At 69.8% G+C, this 22,099-nt stretch carries 18 protein-coding genes; 7 read left to right on the top strand and 11 right to left on the bottom strand.

What is annotated here, in order from left to right; all coding sequences use genetic code 11:
• Nucleotides 1-33 precede the first annotated feature (33 nt).
• Both J2Y42_RS12890 and J2Y42_RS12885 read left to right on the top strand, forming a co-directional pair.
• The gene (locus J2Y42_RS12890; protein WP_309859227.1) at nt 34-1,197 is read left to right on the top strand and encodes an acyl-CoA dehydrogenase family protein; all 1,164 of its coding nucleotides are present in this window, start codon (nt 34-36) and stop codon (nt 1,195-1,197) included.
• 14 nt (nt 1,198-1,211) lie between these two features.
• A complete protein-coding gene (locus J2Y42_RS12885) occupies nt 1,212-2,606 on the top strand; it encodes an aldehyde dehydrogenase family protein (protein ID WP_309859225.1) in 1,395 nt (464 codons plus the stop codon).
• An 85-nt stretch (nt 2,607-2,691) separates the two neighbouring features.
• On the opposite strand, the gene J2Y42_RS12880 is transcribed toward J2Y42_RS12885, so the two are convergent.
• On the bottom strand, nt 2,692-3,450 hold the full coding sequence (locus J2Y42_RS12880; RefSeq protein ID WP_309859222.1) for a S1 family peptidase: 759 nt from the start codon (nt 3,448-3,450) through the stop codon (nt 2,692-2,694).
• A gap of 45 nt (nt 3,451-3,495) precedes the next feature.
• Nucleotides 3,496-4,947: a gamma-aminobutyraldehyde dehydrogenase gene (locus tag J2Y42_RS12875; protein WP_309859219.1), complete on the bottom strand. Its 1,452-nt coding sequence runs from the start codon at nt 4,945-4,947 to the stop codon at nt 3,496-3,498.
• An 89-nt stretch (nt 4,948-5,036) separates the two neighbouring features.
• Here J2Y42_RS12875 and J2Y42_RS12870 point away from each other — a divergent pair, with 89 nt between their 5' ends.
• The 3 genes from J2Y42_RS12870 to J2Y42_RS12860 all read left to right on the top strand — a co-directional run bounded on the left by J2Y42_RS12870 (nt 5,037) and on the right by J2Y42_RS12860 (nt 8,395).
• Nucleotides 5,037-5,519 carry an Lrp/AsnC family transcriptional regulator gene (locus J2Y42_RS12870; RefSeq protein WP_309859217.1) on the top strand — a complete coding sequence of 161 codons (483 nt, stop codon included), beginning with the start codon at nt 5,037-5,039 and terminating at the stop codon, nt 5,517-5,519.
• A gap of 2 nt (nt 5,520-5,521) precedes the next feature.
• Nucleotides 5,522-6,937, top strand: a complete 1,416-nt coding sequence (locus J2Y42_RS12865; protein WP_309859213.1) for an aspartate aminotransferase family protein — start codon at nt 5,522-5,524, stop codon at nt 6,935-6,937.
• 69 nt (nt 6,938-7,006) lie between these two features.
• Nucleotides 7,007-8,395, top strand: coding sequence for an FAD-dependent oxidoreductase (locus tag J2Y42_RS12860; protein WP_309859208.1), 1,389 nt, complete (start codon nt 7,007-7,009; stop codon nt 8,393-8,395).
• A gap of 131 nt (nt 8,396-8,526) precedes the next feature.
• On the opposite strand, the gene J2Y42_RS12855 is transcribed toward J2Y42_RS12860, so the two are convergent.
• The 7 genes from J2Y42_RS12855 to J2Y42_RS12825 form a co-directional block, all read right to left on the bottom strand.
• Nucleotides 8,527-9,075: a YceI family protein gene (locus J2Y42_RS12855; protein ID WP_309859206.1), complete on the bottom strand. Its 549-nt coding sequence runs from the start codon at nt 9,073-9,075 to the stop codon at nt 8,527-8,529.
• 108 nt (nt 9,076-9,183) lie between these two features.
• Nucleotides 9,184-10,371: a glycoside hydrolase family 3 N-terminal domain-containing protein gene (locus J2Y42_RS12850; protein WP_309859203.1), complete on the bottom strand. Its 1,188-nt coding sequence runs from the start codon at nt 10,369-10,371 to the stop codon at nt 9,184-9,186.
• A 23-nt stretch (nt 10,372-10,394) separates the two neighbouring features.
• Nucleotides 10,395-11,390 (bottom strand): carbohydrate ABC transporter permease, encoded by a 996-nt coding sequence (locus J2Y42_RS12845; RefSeq protein WP_309859200.1) that lies wholly within the window; start codon nt 11,388-11,390, stop codon nt 10,395-10,397.
• Entirely contained in the window at nt 11,387-12,316 is a 930-nt protein-coding gene (locus J2Y42_RS12840; RefSeq protein ID WP_309859198.1) for a sugar ABC transporter permease, read from the bottom strand. The genes J2Y42_RS12845 and J2Y42_RS12840 overlap by 4 nt, the downstream gene beginning before the upstream one ends.
• A 13-nt stretch (nt 12,317-12,329) precedes the next feature.
• Nucleotides 12,330-13,706, bottom strand: a complete 1,377-nt coding sequence (locus J2Y42_RS12835; RefSeq protein WP_309859196.1) for an extracellular solute-binding protein — start codon at nt 13,704-13,706, stop codon at nt 12,330-12,332.
• A gap of 61 nt (nt 13,707-13,767) precedes the next feature.
• On the bottom strand, nt 13,768-15,504 hold the full coding sequence (locus tag J2Y42_RS12830; RefSeq protein WP_309859538.1) for a glycoside hydrolase family 13 protein: 1,737 nt from the start codon (nt 15,502-15,504) through the stop codon (nt 13,768-13,770).
• Between the two features lie 156 nt (nt 15,505-15,660).
• Entirely contained in the window at nt 15,661-16,674 is a 1,014-nt protein-coding gene (locus J2Y42_RS12825; protein ID WP_309859193.1) for a LacI family DNA-binding transcriptional regulator, read from the bottom strand.
• A 73-nt stretch (nt 16,675-16,747) separates the two neighbouring features.
• Between J2Y42_RS12825 and J2Y42_RS12820 the strand changes: the two genes are divergently transcribed.
• On the top strand, nt 16,748-17,581 hold the full coding sequence (locus J2Y42_RS12820) for a UbiA family prenyltransferase (RefSeq protein ID WP_309859191.1): 834 nt from the start codon (nt 16,748-16,750) through the stop codon (nt 17,579-17,581).
• On the opposite strand, the gene J2Y42_RS12815 is transcribed toward J2Y42_RS12820, so the two are convergent.
• The gene (locus tag J2Y42_RS12815) at nt 17,563-18,960 is read right to left on the bottom strand and encodes an MFS transporter (RefSeq protein WP_309859189.1); all 1,398 of its coding nucleotides are present in this window, start codon (nt 18,958-18,960) and stop codon (nt 17,563-17,565) included. The two genes, J2Y42_RS12820 and J2Y42_RS12815, sit on opposite strands and share 19 nt — an antisense overlap.
• Before the next feature lie 272 nt (nt 18,961-19,232).
• On the bottom strand, nt 19,233-20,558 hold the full coding sequence (locus J2Y42_RS12810) for an LCP family protein (protein WP_309859188.1): 1,326 nt from the start codon (nt 20,556-20,558) through the stop codon (nt 19,233-19,235).
• A 291-nt stretch (nt 20,559-20,849) separates the two neighbouring features.
• Between J2Y42_RS12810 and J2Y42_RS12805 the strand changes: the two genes are divergently transcribed.
• On the top strand, nt 20,850-22,067 hold the full coding sequence (locus tag J2Y42_RS12805) for an epoxide hydrolase (RefSeq protein WP_309859185.1): 1,218 nt from the start codon (nt 20,850-20,852) through the stop codon (nt 22,065-22,067).
• The last annotated feature ends 32 nt before the right edge of the window (nt 22,068-22,099 follow it).

Here is a 22,099-nt window from a genome sequence, read left to right as displayed (position 1 = left end):
GCATCACCCGATAGACCGGCGAAAGGACCGACCGTGACGACGACCCTCGACGAGGCGTTCAGCATCGACCACCTGCTCAGCGACGAGGAGCGCGGCTGGCGCGACCGAGCGCGCGCGTTCGCGACCGAGCGCATCCGCCCGGTCATCGAGCAGGACTTCGAGGACAAGCACTTCCGCCGCGAGCTGGTCGCCGAGCTCGGTGCGCTCGGCGTGCTCGGCATGCACCTGAAGGACGAGGGATGCGCGGGCGCGGGCGCGGTCAGCTACGGTCTGGTCTGCCACGAGCTGGAGGCCGCCGACAGCGGCTGGCGCACGTTCGTCTCGGTGCAGGGCTCCCTGGCGATGAGTGCGATCTCGAAGTTCGGCTCCGACGAGCAGAAGGCCGAGTGGCTCCCGCCGATGGCCCGCGGCGAGCGCATCGGCTGCTTCGCGCTGACCGAGCCGGAGGGCGGGAGCGACCCGGCCACCATGCGCACGACGGCCCGCCGCGACGGCGACGACTGGGTGCTCACCGGCGCCAAGCGTTGGATCGGGTTGGCCGCTCTCGCCGATGTCGCCGTCGTGTGGGCGGCCACCGACGACGGTGTCCGAGGGTTCGTGGTGCCGACCTCGACCCCGGGGTTCTCCGCGACCGCGATCGACGGAAAGCTCTCGATGCGCGCCTCGGTGCAGTGCGATATGGTGCTGGAGGAGGTCCGCCTCCCGTCGTCGGCGCTCCTCCCCGGCGCGCGCGGTCTCTCCGGTCCGTTCTCGTGTCTCAACGAGGCGCGGTACGGCATCGTGTGGGGTGCGCTGGGCGCTGCGCGTGACTGCCTGGAGGTGTCGATCGAGCGTGCGACGACGCGCGAGGTGTTCGGTCGCCCGATCGGCGCGACCCAGCTGATCCAGGAGAAGCTGGCGAACATGCTCGTCGAGTACGAGAAGGGGATGCTGCTGGCGCTGCATCTGGGTCGGCTGAAGGAGTCGGGGCGGCTCACCCCGACGCAGATCAGCGTCGGCAAGCTGAACAGCGTGCGCGAGGCGCTGGCGATCGCCCGCGAGGCGCGCACCATTCTCGGCGGCGACGGCATCACGAGCGCCTTCCCGGTCATGCGGCATATGGCCAACCTGGAGTCGGTGCGCACCTACGAGGGCACGGATGAGATCCACACGCTCGTGCTCGGCCGGGCGCTGACCGGACTGGCGGCCTTCGCGTGAGCGGCAACACGGCTATGCCCGAGACAGCCGTGGCCGATGCGGCGACCGCGACGGCTCGTGCCGCATCCGCTCCCACGACCCGCGAGGACCGCGCCGGCTGGTTGGAGGCCCTCGCCGCCGCCCTCGACGACGACCGGGCGGAGCTCGTCCGCCTCGGCAACGAGGAGACGCACCTCTCTGTCGCACGGCTCGACGGAGAGGTCACGCGCACGGCGGCGCAGCTGCGGTTCTTCGCCGGGGTGATCCGTGAGGGCGCGTACCTCGAGGCGGTCGTCGAATCGCCCGACCCGTCGCTCATCCCGCCGCGGCCGGACCTCCGCCGCATCCTGCGGCCGCTAGGCCTGGTCGCGGTGTACGCGGCGTCGAACTTCCCGTTCGCGTTCTCGGTGCTCGGAAACGACACGGCGTCAGCGCTGGCGGCCGGCTGCCCGGTGATCGTCAAGGCGCACCCGGGCCACCCGCTGCTCTCCCGCCGGACGGCTGCTCTCGCCGCGCGCATCCTCCCGTCCGGCTGGTTCGCGCTCGTCGAGGGGATGGACGCGGGCACCGAGCTGGTCCGTCACCCGCTCGTGCGCGCGGCCGGGTTCACCGGTTCGACCCGGGGCGGGCGGGCCCTGTTCGACCTCGCCGTCTCGCGTCCCGACCCGATCCCGTTCTACGGGGAGCTCGGCAGCATCAACCCGGTCGTCGTGACCCGGGCCGCCGCGATGGAGCGGGCCGATGCCATCGGGACGGGCCTGGTCGCCTCCTTCACCCGCGACGCGGGTCAGTACTGCACCAAACCGGGACTCGTCTTCGTGCCGTCCGGCGGCGGCGTCGAGGACGCCGTCCGGAACGCGCTCGGCGAGGCACCGTCGAGCCGTCAGCTGACCGACGGGATGACGGAGGCCTTCGCCGACGGCGTCGCCGCATTCTCGGCGCGCCCCTCGGTCGAGGTGGTGCGCGGGAACGCTGCCGACGGCGCGTCCGCACCGACCGTCGTGCTCGTGGACGCCGACACCTTTCTGGCCGACCCCGCACCCTTCCTCGCGGAGTGCTTCGGACCGGTCACCGTGCTGGTCCGCTACGACGACCCCCAGCTGCCGGCGCTGGTCGCGGCGCTGGAGCCGTCCCTCACCGCGGCCATGCACCGCGGAATGGCGGAGGACGTCACGGCCCTGGCCGCCGCGCTCACCGGTGTCGCCGGGCGCCTCCTCTTCGACGGCTGGCCGACCGGCGTCGCCATCGGCTGGGCGCAGCACCACGGTGGCGGCTGGCCATCGACGACCGCGAGCATCCACACCTCCGTCGGAGCGACGGCCCTCCGCCGCTGGCTGACTCCCATCGCCTACCAGGACGCCCCGCAGGCCGTGCTCCCGCCCGAACTCCGCGACGGCAACCCCCTCCGCATCCCCCGCCGCGACTCCTGACCCGCCGCCCATGCCGACAGCTCCGGACTTTTTCCGCCCGACACGCCGCGGCGGGGGCGAAAAAGTCCGGAGCTGTTGGCAGCGGTCAGGAGGTGGCGCCTCCGGTGACCGACGCGATCCACTGGCGGGTCGCGGGATACCAGACGTTGTAGCTGCGCGATCGCGTGGTCGGTCCGCAGGTCTGCGGGGTGATGCCCCAGGCGACGCCGACCAGGCGGTCTCCGGCCGGCGTCTCGACGATGTCGGGGCTCCCGGAATCGCCGTAGCAGTTCCCTTCCGTGCCGGTGGCTCCCTTCGCCGTGAACTCCCAGTACGGGCTCGCCCAGTCGATTCTGAAGCGGCCCTCCGTGAGGCGCTCGCCGCTCCCCTCACCTGCGCCCACGCTGATATAGGTGTCGCCCGCCACGAGCGGCGCGTCGGCCAGCGGAACGGTCGCGATACCCGGCGTCGCCGGCACGCGGATCAGCGCCATGTCGACGGTCGGATGCCAGTACGCCTGGATACCGTGGAGGGTGACCGGACGACCCTCGCCGGCCCTGGTCCATCCCGCCGTCACGACGACGTCGCGAGCGTCCCCCTGTGCGACGCAGTGGCCGGCCGTGATCGCCCACTCCGTGCCGATCATCGCGCCGCCGCACACGCCGGCGGGCCCGGACACGGTCGCGAAGTAGGGACGTTCGCCGACCGCGACCGGCGTCCCGCCGATCAGGGCGCCCGCGGGCGCGGACGGCGCGAGAGCCACGATGAGGGCGCCGGCGAGAGCCGCCCCCACGGCAGCCGCGCGTACGCAGCGGCGCGCACGGGTGGGAGCGGACAGGGTACTGGAGTTACGAGAGAGAATCACCCGGGGAGTCTAGAGAGCACGCGCGTTGTGATAACGCGCCCTGACCTAAATTCCGATGTACGACATGACGTGCTTGATGCGCGTGTAGTCCTCGAAGCCGTACGCCGACAGGTCCTTCCCGTAGCCGGAATGCTTGAACCCGCCGTGCGGCATTTCGGCGACGATCGGGATGTGCGTGTTGATCCACACGCAGCCGAAGTCGAGCCCCTTGGCGAACCGCATCGCCCGGCCGTGGTCCTTCGTCCAGACCGACGACGCCAGCCCGTACTTCACGCCGTTCGCGTTCGCCAGCGCCTCCGCTTCGTCAGTGAACCGCTGGATGGTCTGCACCGGGCCGAAGATCTCGTTCTGGACGGCCTCGTCGTCCTGCCGGAGCCCGGACACGATCGTCGCCTCCCAGAAGTAGCCGCGGTCGCCCTGGCGGTTGCCGCCCAGCTCGACGCGGGCGTGGTCGGGCAGCCGGTCGACGAATCCCGACACCTGCGCCAGCTGGTTGGCGTTGATCAGCGGACCGTAGAGGATGCCATCCTCCCGCGAAGCGCCGGTGCGCGCGTTCTCGCGAGCGTAGTGCGCGAGGGCGGCGACGAACTCGTCGTGGATGCCGTCCTGCACGAGCAGGCGGGTCGCCGCCGTGCAGTCCTGGCCGGCGTTGAAGTATCCCGCCGCTACGATGCCCGCGACCGCCTTCTCGATGTCGGCGTCGTCGAACACGATCACGGGCGCCTTGCCGCCGAGCTCGAGGTGCACCCGCTTGAGGTCGAAGGAGGCCGCGCGCGCCACCTCCATGCCGGCCCGCACCGACCCGGTGATCGAGATCAGCTGCGGGATGGGATGCGCGGTCATCGCCGCGCCGGTCGTCCGGTCGCCGAGCACCACGTTGAGCACGCCCGCCGGCAGGAACTCGGCGGCGACCTCCGCCAGCAGCAGGGTCGACAGCGGGGTCGTGTCCGACGGCTTCAGCACGGTCGTGTTGCCCGCGGCCAGCGCCGGGGCGAACTTCCACACCGCCATGTTCAGCGGGTAGTTCCAGGGCGTCACCTGGCCGACGACGCCGATCGGCTCACGCCGGATGAAGGAGGTGTGCTCGGGCATGTACTCCCCCGCCGACCGCCCCTCCAGGTTGCGGGCGGCGCCGGCGAAGAAGCGGATCTGGTCCACCGACAGCAGGATCTCGTCCTCCACGAGCGTGGCGCGCGGCTTGCCGGTGTCCTGCGACTCGGCGTCCGCGAACTCCTCCGCACGCGCCTCCATCGCGTCCGCGATCCGGAACAGCGCGAGCTGGCGTTCGGCCGGCGTGGTCTGCCCCCACGTCCGGAAGGCGCGCTCGGCGGCGGTGTACGCGTCGGCGACATCCTCCTCGGTGGACACGGGTGCCGTGGCGTAGACCTCTTCCGTCGCCGGGTCGATCAGCGGGATGCTGTCCGTGCCGCGTGCCTCCACGGAGCGGCCGTCGACGAAGTTCCGCAGTTCACGTACGGGTGAGTCGGTAGCTGTCATGGCGGTCAGCCTACTGATTTCGTCAGCGAAACGGGCAAATTCGTGCGGAATCGCTTGCCAGACATCCAATCCACTGACAGAATCGCTCCATGAGTACCCCTCGGGCAGCGAACGGCCAGAAGGCTGCGGTCATCGACGACGTCTCCAAGGCGATCATCGAGCAACTGCAGGCGGACGGCCGCAAGTCGTACGCGGAGATCGGCAAGGCCGTCGGTCTCAGCGAGGCGGCGGTGCGCCAGCGCGTGCAGAAGCTGACCGAGTCGGGCGTGATGCAGATCGTGGCCGTGACCGACCCCATGCAGCTCGGCTTCTACCGTCAGGCGATGATCGGCGTGCGCTGCACGGGCGACACGCGTGCGGTGGCCGACACGCTGGCGGCCATGCCGGCGGTGGATTACGTGGTGCTGACAGCCGGCACCTTCGACATCCTCGCCGAGGTGGTGTGCGAGAACGACCTCGACCTCATCACGATGCTCAACTCCGAGATCCGGACGCTGGAGGGCGTGCTGTCCACCGAGACGTTCGTGTATCTGAAACTCCACAAACAGTTCTACAACTGGGGAACGCGATAACCATGACGACAACCGTAGAAACGTTCGGCGAGCCGATCGCGGCCGAGGAGGCGGCGCTGCAGGCGAAGGCGCGCGACCACCTCTGGATGCACTTCGCCCGCCAGTCGGTGATGGAAGAGGGCCACGGCGTCCCCATCATCACGCGCGGCGAAGGCCACCACATCTGGGACTCGCACGGCAAGCAGTACATCGACGGGCTCTCCGGACTCTTCGTGGTGAACGCGGGCCACGGCCGCAAGCGCCTCGCCGAGACGGCGGCGAAGCAGGCCGAGCAGCTGGCGTTCTTCCCGATCTGGTCGTACGCCCACCCGAACGCGATCGAGCTGGCCGACCGGCTGGCCTCGTACGCGCCGGGCGACCTCAACCGCGTCTTCTTCTCCACGGGCGGCGGTGAGGCGGTCGAGACCGCGTTCAAGCTGGCCAAGTACTACTGGAAGCTGCAGGGCAAGCCGACCAAGCACAAGGTGCTGTCGCGCGCCGTCGCCTACCACGGCACCCCGCAGGGCGCCCTGGCGATCACCGGCATCCCGGCCATGAAGGAGATGTTCGAGCCGCTCACCCCCGGCGGGTTCCGCGTCCCGAACACCAACTTCTACCGTGCGGGCGAGATGGGCGCGCCGACCGACGACATCGAGGCCTTCGGCGTCTGGGCGGCGAACCGCATCGAGGAGATGATCCAGTTCGAGGGTCCCGACACCGTCGCGGCGATCTTCCTCGAGCCGGTGCAGAACTCGGGTGGATGCTTCCCGCCGCCTCCCGGATACTTCCAGCGCGTCCGTGAGATCTGCGACAAGTACGACGTCCTCATGGTCAGCGACGAGGTCATCTGCGCGTTCGGCCGCATCGGCCACATGTTCGCGTGCGACGAGTACGGCTACGTCCCGGACATGATCACCTGCGCGAAGGGCATGACCAGCGGGTACTCCCCCATCGGCGCGACGATCATCAGCGACCGCGTCTACGAGCCCTTCAAGCACGGCAACACGTCGTTCTACCACGGCTACACGTTCGGCGGTCACCCGGTCTCGGCCGCGGTGGCGCTGGAGAACCTCGACATCTTCGAGGAGGAGCAGCTCAACGAGCGCGTCCGTGAGAACTCCCCGCTGTTCCGCGCCGAGCTCGAGAAGCTGCTCGACCTGCCGATCGTCGGCGACGTCCGCGGCGCCGGCTACTTCTTCGGCATCGAGCTGGTGAAGGACAAGAACACCAAGGAGACCTTCAACGACGACGAGTCGGAGCGTCTGCTCCGCGGGTTCCTGTCGAAGGCCCTGTTCGACGCCGGCCTGTACTGCCGCGCCGACGACCGTGGAGACCCCGTGGTGCAGCTCGCCCCGCCGCTCACCATCGGCCCGAGCGAGTTCGTCGAGATCCGCCAGATCCTCGAATCGGTGCTGACGGAGGCTTCGAACCACCTGTAAGACCCCCAAAGGACGAATCCGGGACTGCTCACGCGGTCCCGGATTCGCGCCTTAACGAGAAGGAGCGCAATGGACTACCGCACGGTCGGCTTCTGGTTCGACTCCATCGCCGCCGACGAGGACGGCTTCCGCCCCCGGTCCGGTCTCGACGCCGACGCCGATGTGGATGTGGCGATCGTGGGCGCCGGGCTCACCGGCCTCTGGACCGCCTACTACCTGCAGGAGCGCGATCCGTCTCTGCGCATCCTGCTGCTGGAGAAGGAGGTCGCCGGTTTCGGTGCGTCCGGCCGCAACGGCGGCTGGTGTTCGTCGCTGTTCCCGTGGTCGGCGTCGAAGCTCGAGGCGCGATACGGCCGGGATGCGGCCGTGGGCCTGCGCCAGGCGATGGTCGACACCGTCGACGAGGTCGGGCGGGTCGCCGAGACCGAGGGCATCGACATCGACTTCGCCCGCGGCGGAACGGTGACGTTCGCCCGGTCGAAGCCGCAGGTCGCGGCCGCGCGCGCCGAGTTCGAGGAGTCGGAGCGCTACCGCGTCGACCGCGTGGCGCTGTGGGGCACCGAGACGGTCCGCTCGAAGTTCGGGGTGCCGGATGCGCTGGCCGCGACATACACGCCGGCCTGCGCGCGCATCCACCCGGCGAAGTTGGTGCGCGGTCTCGCCCGGGTCGTCGAACGCCGCGGAGCGACCATCGCCGAGGGCACGGAGGTGCTGTCGTGGGACGCGGGGACGGTGCAGGTGCGCTCCGGCGGTTCCGCGCGCACGGTCCGGGCCGGGACCGTGGTCAATGCGACGGAAGGGTACGGCTCGCAGCTTTCGCAGGTGGGCCGCCGCATCCTCCCGCTCTACTCGCTGATGATCGCGACCGAGCCGCTGCCCGACGCCACGTGGGAGCGCATCGGCATCGAGCACGGGCAGACGTTCACCGACTTCCGGAACCTCATCGTCTACGGGCAGCGGACCGCCGACAACCGGTTCGCGTTCGGGGGCCGCGGCGCGCGGTACCACCTGGGGAGCGCCATCCGGCCGGGATACGACCGGTCATTGCGCGTGCGCGACCACCTCATCCACACGCTCTACGACCTCTTCCCGGACGCCGCGGGCGCCCGGATCACGCACCACTGGGGCGGACCGCTCGGGGTCCCGCGCGACTGGCACGCGAGCGTCGGCTACGACCGGGATGCGCGCGAGGCCTGGGCCGGCGGTTACGTCGGCGACGGGCTCAGCACCACGAACCTGGCCGGGCGCACGCTGGCGGACCTGCTCACCGGATCCCGCACCGACCTGACCATGCTGCCGTGGGTCGGCCACCGCTCACCGCGGTGGGAGCCCGAGCCGCTGCGGTTCGCCGGGGCGAACGCGGGCCTCGTCGCGATGGAGTCCGCCGACCTGGAGGAGTCCGTCACGCGCCGCGCCTCCGTGATCGCGCGCACCCTCTCCCCCCTCATCGGCCACTGACCCCTTCTTAAACGAACCCGCCCACCGTCGAGTCCACGAACTTTGCACGCGCACGAGGCGCGTCGTGTGCAAAAAGCGCGGACTCGACGGTGGGCGGAGGGGCGTTGGGGGCAGGGGCGCGAAGCGCAGGGTCAGGCGGCGAGGACGGCCTGGAGCTCGAGGGTGATGGTGACCTCGTCGCCGAGCAGCATGCCGCCGGTCTCGAGCGCGGCGTTGTAGGTGAGGCCGAAGTCCTCACGGTTGATCTTGGTCTTCGCGGTCGCGCCGGCCTTGTAGTTGCCGTACGGGTCCTGGCCGAAGCCGCCGAAGTCGAACTCGAAGGTGACGGGCTTGGTGACGCCCTTGATGGTGAGGTCGCCGTCGACGAGGAACTCGCCGTTCTCGTGGCGCACGCCGGTCGAGACGAAGTCGATCGTCGGGTGCTCCTCGGCGAGGAAGAAGTCGCCGGTGCGGAGGTGCGCGTCGCGGTTCTTGTCCTTGGTGTTGATGGAGGCGACGTCGGCCTTCGCGGTGACCTTCGACTCGAGCGGGTTCTCGGCGGTCACGAAGGTGGCGTCGAAGTTCTCGAAGACGCCCTTCACCTTGCTGATCATCAGGTGACGGATGCTGAAGCCGACCTCGCTGTGGGCGGGGTCGATGGTCCAGGTGCCTGCCTTGTAGCCGGGGATCTCGATGGTCACGGTGTCTCCTAGAAGTCGCGCGCCGGGCGGCCCATCCGCCCCGCGTCGAATACATGCAAGCGCATGGACTCCCGGACTATTCCGCGATTCGCGAAAAAAGTTGACGCGTCACTCTTCCGCGGACAGCGACCGGCGCAGCTCCAGTAGCTTGAGCGCGTCCGCGTCGATCTGCGCGACCGGGATGCGTCCCTGCTGCACAGCCGTGACGACGGCATCGATGAGCGCATCCGGATCGCCTCCGGCCGGCAGCACGTCGAGCACCATGGTGTTCCCCGCCGCGATCGCCTGCACTGCGTTCTCCCCCGGGTCCTGGTACTGCGGCAGCCCCGTGTCCTGCAGCATCCGCAGGTCGTCGGTGATGCTCGCGCCGCGGAACCCGAGCTCATCGGTCAGGATGCGGTGCCAGGCCGCCGAGAGCGACGCGGGCGCCGCATCCACCTGGGTATAGGCGAGGTGCCCGAACATCACCAGCTCGGCTCCAGCGGAGATGCCCGCCTGGAACGGCGGGGCGTCCCGCGTCGACCAGTCCTGCTTGCTGACGGCGGTCGACGGCACGGCGTGGTGCGAGTCGGCCTCGCTCTCGCCGTGGCCGGGGAAGTGCTTGAGCGTGCTCAGCACCGTCCCGCGCTCCCCCGTAACCGAGGCGGCGACACGGGCGGCCGCCGCGCCGGGGTCCGTCCCGAGCACGCGGTCGGCGATGAAGGAGGCCGGGTCCGCGGTGACGTCGGCGACAGTCCCGAAGTTCACGGAGATCCCGGCCTGCTTCAGGAGCGTCGCGCGCCGGGCGAAGGCGTCGCGCGTCGCTGCCGGGTCCTGGTCTCGCAGGGTGTCGGCGCCCGGCTGGTCGTCCCAGCCCAGACGCGTGACGTCGCCGCCCTCCTCGTCCACACCGATCAGCGGAGGGAGGCCGGGATCGGATGCGGACATGGCCGCCGTCTGCGCGGCGAGTTCGGCGGGGGTCGCCGGGATGTTGTCGCCCATCAGGATCATGCCGCCGACGCCGTACCGGTCGACGTACCCGCGCAGTGCCGCCGGGTCGGTGCCGGGTGTGTGCAGCATGAACAGGCTCGCGACCTTCTGCCGCAGGGTCAGGTTGGCGAGCCGCTGCCGTGCGTACGCCTCGACCGGGTCGACCGTCGGCGTGGGCGAGGGAGTCGGCACAGCCGCGGCGGTGCGTGTCCCGCCCGCAGTGTGGGCCGGCGCCGGGCCGACGCATCCGGTCAGCACCCCGGACAGCAGGGTCGCCGAGAGCGCCACGGCGACCACCGCGGCCGTCCGGCGTCGGGCTGCGCGCATCCCTCGATGCTAACCCAGCCGTCTCATCCCTTCACGGCGCCGCCGAGCCCCGCGCTCCGCAGGAACAGGCCCTGGAACACCAGGAACAGCACGATCGGGATGAGCGTCGAGATCGCCAGGGCGGCGAGGTACACATCCAGCTGGATCGCCGCCTGCAGCGTGGGCAGCCGCACCGACAGCGGTTGGATGGCCGGGTCGCGCAGCACGAGCAGCGGCCACAGATAGTCCTTCCACGCCGCGATGATCGCGAACACGGACACCACGCCGAGGATCGGCTTCGACATCGGCAGCACGATCGACCAGAACAACCGGAAGGGCCCGGCCCCGTCCGTCCGAGCCGCCTCGAAGATCTCCCGGGGCAGGTTGTCGAAGAACCGTTTCACGAGCACGACGTTGAAGGCGCTCGCGCCGGCCGGCAGCCACACCGCCCAGAACGTGTTGATGAGCGACTGGCCGAGCAGCGGCGGGTTCAGGATGGTCAGGTACAACGGAACGAGCAGCACTACCGACGGCACGAACAGCGTCGTCAGGATGAGGCCGTACAGCACCTTCCCGTACTTCGGCCGGAGCACGCTCAACGCATACCCGGCCGTCGTCGCCACCAGGATCTGCGCCGCCCACGAGCCGGCCGCGACCCAGATCGTGTTCATGAACTGCACGTCGATGTGGACCGTCGACCACGCGGTCGACAGGTTCGCCCAGTCCACCCCGTTCGGGAACAGCGCCATCGGCGTGCGGAGAGTGTCCTCCGTCGGCGTGATGGCCGACTTCGCGAGCCAGAGCAGCGGCCCGAGGCCGACGATCACGAGGACGACGAGCAGAGCGCCGTGGATGACGCGTGCGCTCCACCGCACCCCGGGCTTCCGCCTGTCGGAGATCGAGAGGATGCCGCGGTCGCCCGCGTCCTCTCGCTCCCGCCGTCGAGTCCGCGTCTGCTTGCCCGGTTCCTGGGGAGCCGGCGCGAGGAGCTCCTGCGCGTTGGCCGCCGCCTCGCGCGGCAGCTCGGTCGAGGTCGTCAATTCTGGCTCCAGGACTTGGTGAGGCGGAAGTACACGAGGGACAGCACGGCGAGGAACGCCGCCAGCATCAGACTGAGCGCGGTGGCGGCGCCGTAGTCGCCGCCGAGCGAGTTCTGGAACGCGTACCGGTAGATGAGCAGCAGGATGGTGACGGTCGAATCGACCGGGCCGCCGCCGGTGAAGAGGAACGGCTCCAGGAACACCTGCGCCGTGCCGATGATCTGCAGGATGAGCGTGATCAGCAGGACGCTGCGCAACTGCGGCAGCGTGACGTGCCAGATCTTGCGCCAGATGCCCGCGCCGTCGACCTCCGCCGCGTCATACAGCTCCGGCGCCACCCCCGTGATCGCGGCCAGGTAGATGATGATCGTTCCGCCCGCCGCAGCCCAGGTCGCCTCGACGACGAGAGACGGCATCGCCTGCGTCGCCGACTGGATCCAGGGCTGCGGCGGGATACCGACCCAGCCGAGGATCGTGTTGAACACGCCGTCCGGGCGGGCGTCGTAGAAGAACTTCCACAGCAGCACCGCCACCACCGGCGGTACCACCACGGGCAGGTAGGCGAGCGCGCTGTACAGGCCCTTCGCGCGCTTCACCTCGCTCATCAGCACCGCCGCGATCAGCGGGATGGGGTAGCCGAGCAGCAGCGCGAGGAAGGCGAACCAGGCGGTGTTCCCGACCGCCGTCCAGAACAGCGGATCGTTCACCACCTGCACGAAGTTGTCCCAGCCGACCCAGGTGGGCGCGCTCACCAGGTTGGTGTGCTGGAAGCTCATGACGACGCTCCGCACGATGGGCCACCAGGAGAAGAAGCCGAAGATCAGGAGCATCGGCAGCAGGAACAGCAGGGAGCTGAGGCCCCCGCCGCGCACCCACGTCAGGGGTGTGCGGCGGGGACGACTCAGCTGTCGATCGTGTGTTGTCACGTGTCTGTGTCGGTCACTTGTCGGCGTCGACGAGCTTCTGGATGTCGCTGTCGACCTTCTTCAGCAGCTGGTCGATGTCCGCGTTCTTGTCCGTCAGCACGGCCTGGACGACGGAGTCGAGCGCGCCGTACAGCTCCTGCGTGTGCTTGTTCGGCTCGGGAACCAGGCTGGCGTCGAAGATCTTGTCGGTGAACGGCGCCACGTTCTCCTGCGGCACGTTGATCTCGCCCTTGATCCACTCCATGTTCTGGTCGTAGGTGGCCTTGTCGAACACCGGCAGGGTGGGAACGCCGACCGGCTGGTTGGACTTCACGAGCACCTTCGCGTCGGCGATCGCCTGGTCCTTGTCGAGCAGTTTCTGCATGTAGTAGAAGTCAATCCACTTCACCGCGGCCTCCTTCTGGGCCTGCGACGACTTGGGGCTGACGGCCGCGACGTTGCCGCCGACGAGCACGCCGGCGTCACTGTTCGACGAGTCGATCGGCAGCATCGTCAGCCCGTAGTTCGCCGGGTCGACGTTGTTCTGCTGCACCAGCGAGGTGAGTACATCGGATCCGGACGGGTACATGGCGATCTGCCCGGCGCCGAACGCCTGGTTGATGCCGCTCCAGTCGAGCAGGAAGTTGCTGCCGACCGAGTTGTCCTCCCACCGGAGGTCGTGCAGCCACTGCAGCGCCTCCTTGGTGACCGGGTTGTCGGTGGTGACCTTCGTCTTCCCGCCGTCGGTGGTCTCCATCCGGCCGCCGCGGGCGTACACGGTCGTCGTCAGCTCCCATCCGCCGGTGTTGCCCTGCGTCATCTGCATGTAGCCGGCGACACCGGGAACCTTCTCGGAGATGGTCTTGGCGGCAGAACGGACCTCGTCCCAGGTCGTCGGCGGCTTGTCCGGGTCGAGACCGGCCTTCTGGAAGATCTCGCGGTTGTACGACAGCCCCATGGCGTACGGGCCGTACGGGATGCCGTAGATCTTGTCTCCGGACTTCGCCACCGCGAGCACGTTCTCGTTGAACTTGTCCGCGTACGGCAGCTTCTTCACCTCCGCGGTGATGTCGGCGAGCTGACCCGCCTGGAGCAGCGACTGGGAGTCGGTGAACGGAACGTTGAAGACGTCCGGGAGGGTGCCGCCGGCGAGCTGGGTCGCGAAGGTCGGGCCCGTCCACTGGTACTCCTCGGACTTGATGTCGATGTTCGGGTTGGCCTTCTCGAACTCCTTGATCCGGTCGTCGAAGGCCGTGAACGCGGCCTTGTCGCTGCCCGGGATGAGGCTGGCGACGGTGATGTGGACCTTCCCGTCGCCGGAGTCGCCGCCGGATGACGAGCATCCGGCCAGGAGCCCCGCTCCGGCGAGGGTGACCGCGGCGACCGCCGTGATCCTGAGTGATGACTTCATTGTCTGGACCCTTTCGAGTGATGGTGCAGTGCGTGGATGGTGCAGTGCGTGGATGGTGCGTTCAGGTGGCGAGGTGTCCCGTCGGCCGGTGCTGCGTCCGCAGCCAGACCGTCGAGTCGGGTGGCAGCTTCCCGTCGATGAGCGGACGGCTGCTGAGGAGGATCGCCTGGTGCTCCGGGAGGTCGACCGGAGCGGCGGAGAGGTTGGTGACGTTCGCGAAGGCGGCGCCGCGGGCGAAGGCCAGCACACCGTCCGGCGCATCCAGCCAGGTCAGCGGTCCGTCGCCGAGGCCGGGCTCTGCGCGGCGGATCCGGAGCGCCTGCCGGTACAGCCACAACATGGAGGCGGGGTCGCTCTGTTGCGCCTGCACGGTCAGCGCCGACCAGCCGGCCGGCTGCGGCAGCCACGGCTCGGCGTCGGCTCCCTCGGGGCTGAATCCGAACGGCGCCTGCGTCCCCCGCCACGGGAGCGGGACCCGGCAGCCGTCCCGACCGGGATCGACGCCGCCGGAGCGCTCGTGCATCGGGTCCTCGCGGAGCTCGTCGGGAAGGTCTTCGACCTCCGGCAGCCCCAGCTCGTCGCCCTGGTAGATGTACAGCGAACCGGGCAGTGCGGCCGTGAGGAGGGCAGCGGCTCGTGCCCGGCGCGTCCCGAGGGCGAGGTCGGTCGGGGTGCCTTTGCGCTTGGTGGCGAAGGCGAACGAGGAGTCCTCGCGACCGTACCGGGTCACCGCCCGGGTGACGTCATGGTTCGAGAGGACCCAGGTGCTCGGAGCGCCGACCGGCGCGTGTGCCGCGAGCGTCTCGTCGATGGATGCGCGCAGCTCCACCGCATCCCAGGGCCGGGCCAGGAAGTCGAAGTTGAACGCGGTGTGCAGCTCGTCCGGTCGCAGGTACAGCGCGAACCGCTCGATGTCGGGCAGCCAGATCTCGCCGACCAGCACCCGGGTTCCCGGATACCCGTCGGCGAGGGCGCGCCAGCCGCGGTAGATGTCGTGGAGCTCGTCGCGGTCCTGGTTGGGGTGCTCCCCCGCCCCGGGATGCTCGGGCACCTCGGGCAGCGCCGCGTCCTTGACGAGCAGCGCGGCCGAGTCGATGCGCACTCCGGCGACGCCGCGATCGAACCAGAACCGCAGGATGTCCTCGTGCTCGCGCCGCACATCCGGGTGGTCCCAGTTGAGGTCCGGCTGCTGCGGGCTGAACAGGTGCAGGTACCACTCGCCGGGCGTCCCGTCGGGGTTCGTCGTGCGCGTCCAGGTGTCCCCGGAGAAGTTCGACGGCCACGACGTCGGCATCTGCGAGCCGTCGTCGCCGCGGCCGGGCCGGAACCAGAAGCGTTCGCGCTCGGGCGATCCCGGGCCGGCGGCGAGGGCCTCCTGGAACCAGCGGTGCCGGTCGGAGACGTGGTTCGGGACGACGTCGATGATGGTGCGGATGCCGAGGGCGAGCGCTTCGCCGATCAGCGCCTCGGCCTCGGCCAGGTCGCCGAAAGCCGGGTGGATGCGGCGGTAGTCCGCGACGTCGTAGCCGCCGTCGGCAAGCGGCGAGTCGTACCAGGGCGTGAACCAGAGCGCATCGACGCCGAGATCGGCGAGGTACGGCAGGTGCTGCCGCACGCCGGCGAGGTCGCCGACGCCGTCGCCGTTCCCGTCCGCGAAGCTGCGCGGGTAGATCTGGTAGATCACCGCGCTGCGCCACCACTGCGGGTCGTCGGACGGCGGTGTGGATGCGGCACGCGCCGTGGTGCCGGCGCTCGCCGGCTTCGGAGCGGCGACGGGTGCGGCGGTGCCGCCGTCCATCACGGTGAGATCCACGCTGAGTCCTTCGGTCGTCTGTCGTCGCGACGGACACCGCGGCGCCGTCGTCGTTCACCGAAATGTAGCTAGAACGACAGAATGACGCAAGAACTCAACAATACGTAATTGGTTTGCGCACTTTTGCGTGCGCTTGCGGCCTCAGCCAGCGTGCGGAGCGGGCCCGGTGGACCCGCGCACCACCAATTCCGGCTCGAAGAACAGCTCGTCGCGAATCGCCGAATCGCTCGAGATCTGACGGAGCAGGAGCTCGATGATCGTGCGTCCCATCGGCTCGATCGGCTGCCGGATCGTCGTCAAGGGAGGCTCGGTGCAGTTCATCAGCGCCGAGTCGTCGTAGCCGACGACGGAGACGTCGCGCGGCACCGACAGTCCGGCGCGCCGCGCGGCACGGATCGCCCCGAGCGCCATCGGGTCGCTCGCGCACACGATCGCCGTGACACCGGCGGCGAGCAGCCGGGTCGCCGCCGCCTGACCCGCCTCGAGCGAGTACAGCGAGTGCACGACGAGCGACTCATCCAGTTCGTCGCCCCATTCCGCCGTCACCTGGCGGGCCGCCGCGAGTTTGCGCTGCGACGGGATGTGGTCGCGCGGCCCCAGCAGCAGCCCGATCCGCTCGTGCCCGAGCGACCGCAGGTGCGTCAGCGCCTGGGTCGTGGCGACCGTGTCGTCGCACGACACCGTGGCGAATCCCAGAGAGTCGACGGGTGCGTTCACGAGCACGGTCGGGAGGTGCAGGTCGGTCAGCCGGCCGTAGTGGCTGTGGTCCGCATCCTGCTGGGCATAGGCGCCGCCGACGAAGACCACGCCGGAGACCTGCTGCTGCAGCAGGAGCTCGACGTAGTCGGCCTCTGAGATGCCGCCGGCGGTCTGCGTGCAGAGCACCGGGGTGTAGCCGTTCTGAGCCAGCGCTCCCCCGATGATCTCGGCGAAGGCGGGGAAGATCGGGTTCTGCAGCTCGGGGAGGACGAGTCCGACGAGTCGCGCGCGTTCCCCGCGCAGCTTGGTCGGCCGCTCGTACCCGAGCACGTCGAGGGCGGTCAGCACCGCCTGCCGCGTGGCGTCGGACACCCCCGGCTTGTCGTTGAGGACGCGGCTGACGGTGGCCTCGCTGACACCGACCTTGCGCGCTACTTCGGCGAGTCGTTTTGACATGGCCACAGTGTACGCAAGCTTTTGCAGATCGACGCAAGCAGTTTGCAGCCCAGCCTCGGGATACGATGACGGCATGGCGAAGAAGGTGCTCTCCCTCCTGCTCGCCAGTCATCCGGGGCCGACGGTGGTCGTCACCGTCATCGCCACACTGCTCGGAGTCGGCCTCGGCTATCCGCCCGGCCGGCTCCTGATCCTCGCGCTGGCCGTGCTCTTCGGTCAGCTCTCGATCGGCTGGTGCAACGACTGGCTGGATGCGGCCCGCGACCGGGCGGTGGAGCGCAGCGACAAGCCGGCCGCACGCGGAGATGTGTCGGTCGCCACCGTGCGCGCCGCCGCGTTCGTCGCGCTGGCCGCGGCGATCCTGCTGACGATCCCGCTCGGGCCGGGGGCGCTGGTCGCGCACCTGATCGCCATCGCCGGCGGCTGGGCGTACAACCTGGGCCTCAAGGCGACCGTCTACTCGTTCGTCCCGTTCGCCGTCGCCTTCGGCGTTCTGCCCGCCATCGCCACTCTGGGCCAGGAGCAGCCCGCACTGCCGCAGTGGTGGGTGTTCGCCGCCGGCGCTCTGCTCGGCGTCGCCGCGCACGTCACCAACGTGCTCCCGGATCTCGAAGACGACGCGCGCACCGGCATCAGCGGGCTCCCGCATCGGCTGGGCGCGCGGCTCAGCGGACTGCTCGCCTTCGCGGCGCTCGCGATCGCGACGCTGCTCATCACGTTCGGCCCGGGCCTCCCGGTGCGCCCGCTCCTCATCGTGGGGCTGGTCATCGGACTCGCCGCGACCGTGACGGGGATCGTCCTGCTGTTCCGGCGGACCCCGACGCGCCTCCTCATGCAGCTGATCATGACGTGCGCCATCGTGGACGTCGCCATGCTCGCGCTGACCGGTCAGTCGGTCACGGTCTGAATCTTGTCGGCGACCGGCGCCTTGTTGCGGATGCCGATCGCCGACACCACGCCGCCGACGAGCAGCAGCGCGGCGGCGGCGATCATGGCGCGGTGGAGCCCTTCGGTGTCGAGCGTGCCGCCGATGATCATGCCCGCGGCGGCGACCGCGAGCAGCCCGGCGATACGCGACACGGCGTTGTTCACGGCCGACGCGATGCCCGCCTGCTCCGGGTGGATGGCGCCCAGGATCGCACTCGTCAGCGGCGCGACCGTGATCGACAGGCCGACTCCGAACAGCAGGACCGCGGGCAGCAGGGTCGTCCAGTAGTCGACGTCCGTCCCCATCATCAGCAGCCAGAGGAAGCCCGCGGAGGCGATCATCGGCCCGACCGCCATGAAGAGCCGTGGCCCGTAACGGCCGGCGAGCCCGCCGAACAGCCCGGAGAGCAGGAGCATGCACAGCGTGGACGGGATGAACACGAACCCGGCCGCGATCGCCGAGAACCCGGCCACCTGCTGCAGGTACAGCGTGACGATGAGCGGGCCGAACGACAGCGCGCCGTAGACGAAGAACGTGGAGACGTTGCCGACCCAGAAGTTATGGACGCTGAACAGGCCGAGCGGCAGCATTGGCTGCTTCACCCGCGTCTCCACGATGAAGAACGCCACCAGGCTGAGGATGCCGAGGACGAGCGGGATCCAGACGCGCGGATTCCCCCATCCGTACGTCCCCTGCTCGATCAGGGCGAACACGGTCCCGGCGAGACCCACCGATCCGAGAATCGCACCGGCGTAGTCGACGCGGCCGCCCATCCCCTTGTCCTCGCCCTTCAGGGTCATCATGAGGATCAGCGTGATCGCGATCGGGATCACGTTGATGACGAACACCCACCGCCACGACAGCGTGTCGACGAAGATCCCGCCGACCACCGGCCCGGCGATCATCGCGACGCCGGTCCACGCCGTCCAGCGGCCGATCGCCTTCGCCTGGGCCGGGCCGTCGAAGCGGGAGATGATGATCGCGAGCGAGCTCGGCACGAGCAGCGCCCCGGCGACGCCCTGCAGGGCCCGGGCGATCACGAGGAACACCCCGGTCGGCGCGAACGCGCACATCAGCGACGTGATGCCGAAGCCGATCAGCCCCGCATAGAGCACGCGTTTGCGCCCGAATACGTCGGAGAGCGACCCGGCGATGAGGATGAGCGAGCCGAGCGTCACGAGGTAGCCGTCGACCACCCACTGCTGCAGCGGGAGCCCTCCGCCGAGCTCCTTCGAGATCGCCGGAAGGGCGACGTTGATCACGGCGCCGTCGAGGAAGGCGACGAAGCTCGCGAGGATCGCGATGACGAGCACTCTCAGCTGGAGCGACGACATCCGCTCGATCCGCACGTTGGTCATGGACTCATTCAACGTGCTCGCGCGGATCGAGGCAACATCCCCCGATCGCCCCGCGCCAGAACCGGAGGTGGATGCGGCCACTCGCCGGCACATCCCCTCCGTTCCGCGCAGACACGCCGTCCCGGCCCGCCGAATTCCTCCCTATTCGTCACGCGGCGGCGCGCGGGACGAACGGAGGAGATACCGGCCGACGCCCCGGCGTTTCGCCACGAACGGAGGTGGATGCGCGCCCGCGGAGCGCAGATCCCCTCCGTTCCGCGCACGAGACCCGGCTAGTTGTTGCCCTTCGTGCAGGTCTGCTGCGCAGCCGTCTGGCCGGTGATGGTCGACGGCAGCTCGACTGCTCCCCCGGCGGACGGGTCCGTTGTCCCGGGCGTGGCGGGCGCGGCGGGTGTCGCCGGGGCGGCGGGCGCCGCGGGCGACGGCTCCCCGCCCGGTTCCGGCGCCGGCGACGCGGTCGCGGTGGGGTCCTCAGCGGCACGGCCGGTCGAGCCGGTCAGCTTCACCGGCTGATCGTTGACGAGGGCTTCGTTGAGCGCATCCGCCGCCGACTCCTGCGGCACCACGCGGTTCGGGTTGTCCGGGTCAGTCACCGCCGGGTACTGCACGAACACCATGTTCTGCAGGCCCGTGTCCTTGAGCGCCAGCGCGATCTGCACCAGCGTCGTGGGGTTCGTCAGGGTGTCCGACGGCGTGATGTTGTTCACGGCCGCCTTCGCCAGCGCATAGAGCTGCACCGGGTTCGAGAGCACCCCGCCGTCCACGACCTTGCGGGCGAGGGCCGACAGGAAGACCTGCTGGTTGGAGATGCGGCCCAGGTCGCTGCCGTCGCCGACGCCGTGACGGCTGCGCAGGAACGAGAGCGCCACATCCCCGACGATCGTGTTCTCGCCGGCGGGGAGGTCGAGCGGCGGGTTGGTGTAGTCGTCGGTGACGGGCGAGGCGAGGCAGACGGTGACGCCGCCGACCGCGTCCGACATGGCGCTGACGCCGTTGAAGTTGATCACCGCGGCGAACGGGATGCTCAGCCCTGTCATCTTCGACACCGTCGCCACCACGCAGTTGAGGCCGCCGCGGGACAGTGCCGTATTGAACTGCGCGTACGAGCTGCCGTCGATCGTCCCGCCGTTCGGGTCCGGGCAGTCCGGGATGGCCACCATCAGGTCGCGCGGGAAGCTGACGACCATCATGCTCTTGTGGTCCTGGGCGATGTGCAGCAGCATCGTGACGTCGTTGTTGCCCGCGCCGCTGCTGGCGTCCTGTTCGTCCTCGCTGTTGTAGATTCCGCCCAGGTCGCTGCGGCTGTCGGTGCCGGCGAGGAGCAGGTTGACGCCGCCCGGGATCGCTCCCACGTTCGGGATGTCCTGCGGGATGGGCGTCTGGCCCGGCAGCGCCTGAAGGTGCACGCCGGTCTTGATCGAGTGCGCGACGTCCCACACGGCGTAGCCGGCGACCGAGCCGATGCTGACGAACGCGACCACGATTGCTCCCGCGAGGAGTTTGAGCGCCGCGATCCCGGCGCGCCGCCGCGGCAGCCGACCGTGACGGACGCCCTCCGGTCCCCGGGCGCGCTGATGCCGTCGCGGCAGATCGGTCATCGGCATCCCTCGGTTCGGCGGACGTTGCTGGAAATCCTAGCGACCATCCCTTTCCGCCCGCTGCGAGGCGCGCACGCGGGATGAGGACGTTCACACGCCTGCGAGCGGTGAGGGGTTCCCGCCACCCTGCCGCGGTGCGCCCGCCCCCTTGACGGTTCTCCCCGATGCCGCCGGCGACCGCCCGGCGTCACCACCGACTCGCGACGGCCGCCCGACCGCCGAATACAGCGCACACCGCCGGGACAGCGGGCACCGCCGAGACCGGGACCACCGAACATCCGAGGAGCAGCCATGACCATCGCCGAACACCGCCAGGACGCCGACAGCACGAGCGCGGAGGACATCCGCCCGTTCACCTACACCGCCACCGACGAGGAGCTCGACGACCTCCGGCGCAGGATCCGCGCGACCCGCTGGCCCGAGCGCGAGACGGTCGACGACAGCTCGCAGGGCGTTCAGCTCGACGTCATGCACGCCCTGGCCGAATACTGGGCCGACCAGCACGACTGGCGCGCGGTCGAAGCTCGGCTGGCCGAGATCCCGCAGTTCGTGACGGAGATCGACGGCCTCGACATCCACTTCCTGCACATCCGGTCGCCGCACCCGGACGCCCTCCCGATGATCGTCACGCACGGCTGGCCGGGCTCCGTCATCGAGCAGCTGAAGATCATCGGCCCGCTCACCGACCCGACCTCCGACGGAGCCGACGCCTCCGACGCCTTCGACCTGGTCATCCCGTCGCTTCCCGGCCACGGCTTCTCGGGCAAGCCCGACGCGACCGGCTGGGACCCGATCCGCATCGCCCGGGCGTGGGCGGAACTGATGCGGCGGCTCGGCTACGACCGCTACGTCGCACAGGGCGGCGACTGGGGCAATGCCGTCACCGAGCAGCTGGCCCTGCTCGCCCCTCCCGGGCTCATCGGCATCCACACCAACATGGCGGCGACCATCCCGCCCGCGATCCAGGAGGCGTTGGATGCGCACGAGCAGCCGCCCGCCGACCTCGACCCCGAGGAGCGCGGAGCGTGGGACCAGCTCGCGTTCTTCTACGCCCACGGTCTCGCCTACGCGCAGGAGATGGGCAACCGCCCGCAGACCCTGTACGGGATCGCCGACTCCCCCGTCGGGCTGGCCGCGTGGATGCTCGACCACGACGCCCGCAGCTACGACCTGATCGCCCGCGTCTTCGCCGGCGGCTCGGAGGGACTGACGCGCGACGACATCCTCGACAACGTCACGCTGTACTGGCTGACGAACACCGCGGTCTCGTCCGCGCGGCTCTACTGGGAGAGCAAGCTCGCGTTCTTCGCGCCGAAGGAGGTCACCCTCCCGGTCGGCGTCAGCGTGTTCCCGGATGAGATCTACGCCGCACCGCGGAGCTGGGCGACCGCCGCGTACCCGAATCTCATCCACTTCAACCGTCTGGACCGCGGCGGCCACTTCGCCGCGTGGGAGCAGCCGGAGCTGTTCTCGCAGGAGCTCCGCGCCACATTCCGGTCTCTCCGCTGACCGGCGACGGGGCCAGGATCGGATCAGACGAC

Origin of the sequence: Leifsonia sp. 1010 (genome assembly GCF_031455295.1) — a bacterium.
In the GTDB taxonomy this organism is placed as follows: Bacteria; Actinomycetota; Actinomycetes; order Actinomycetales; family Microbacteriaceae; genus Leifsonia.
Note: the sequence above shows the minus strand (reverse complement) of the source record. Positions and strands in the feature narration are given on the sequence as shown.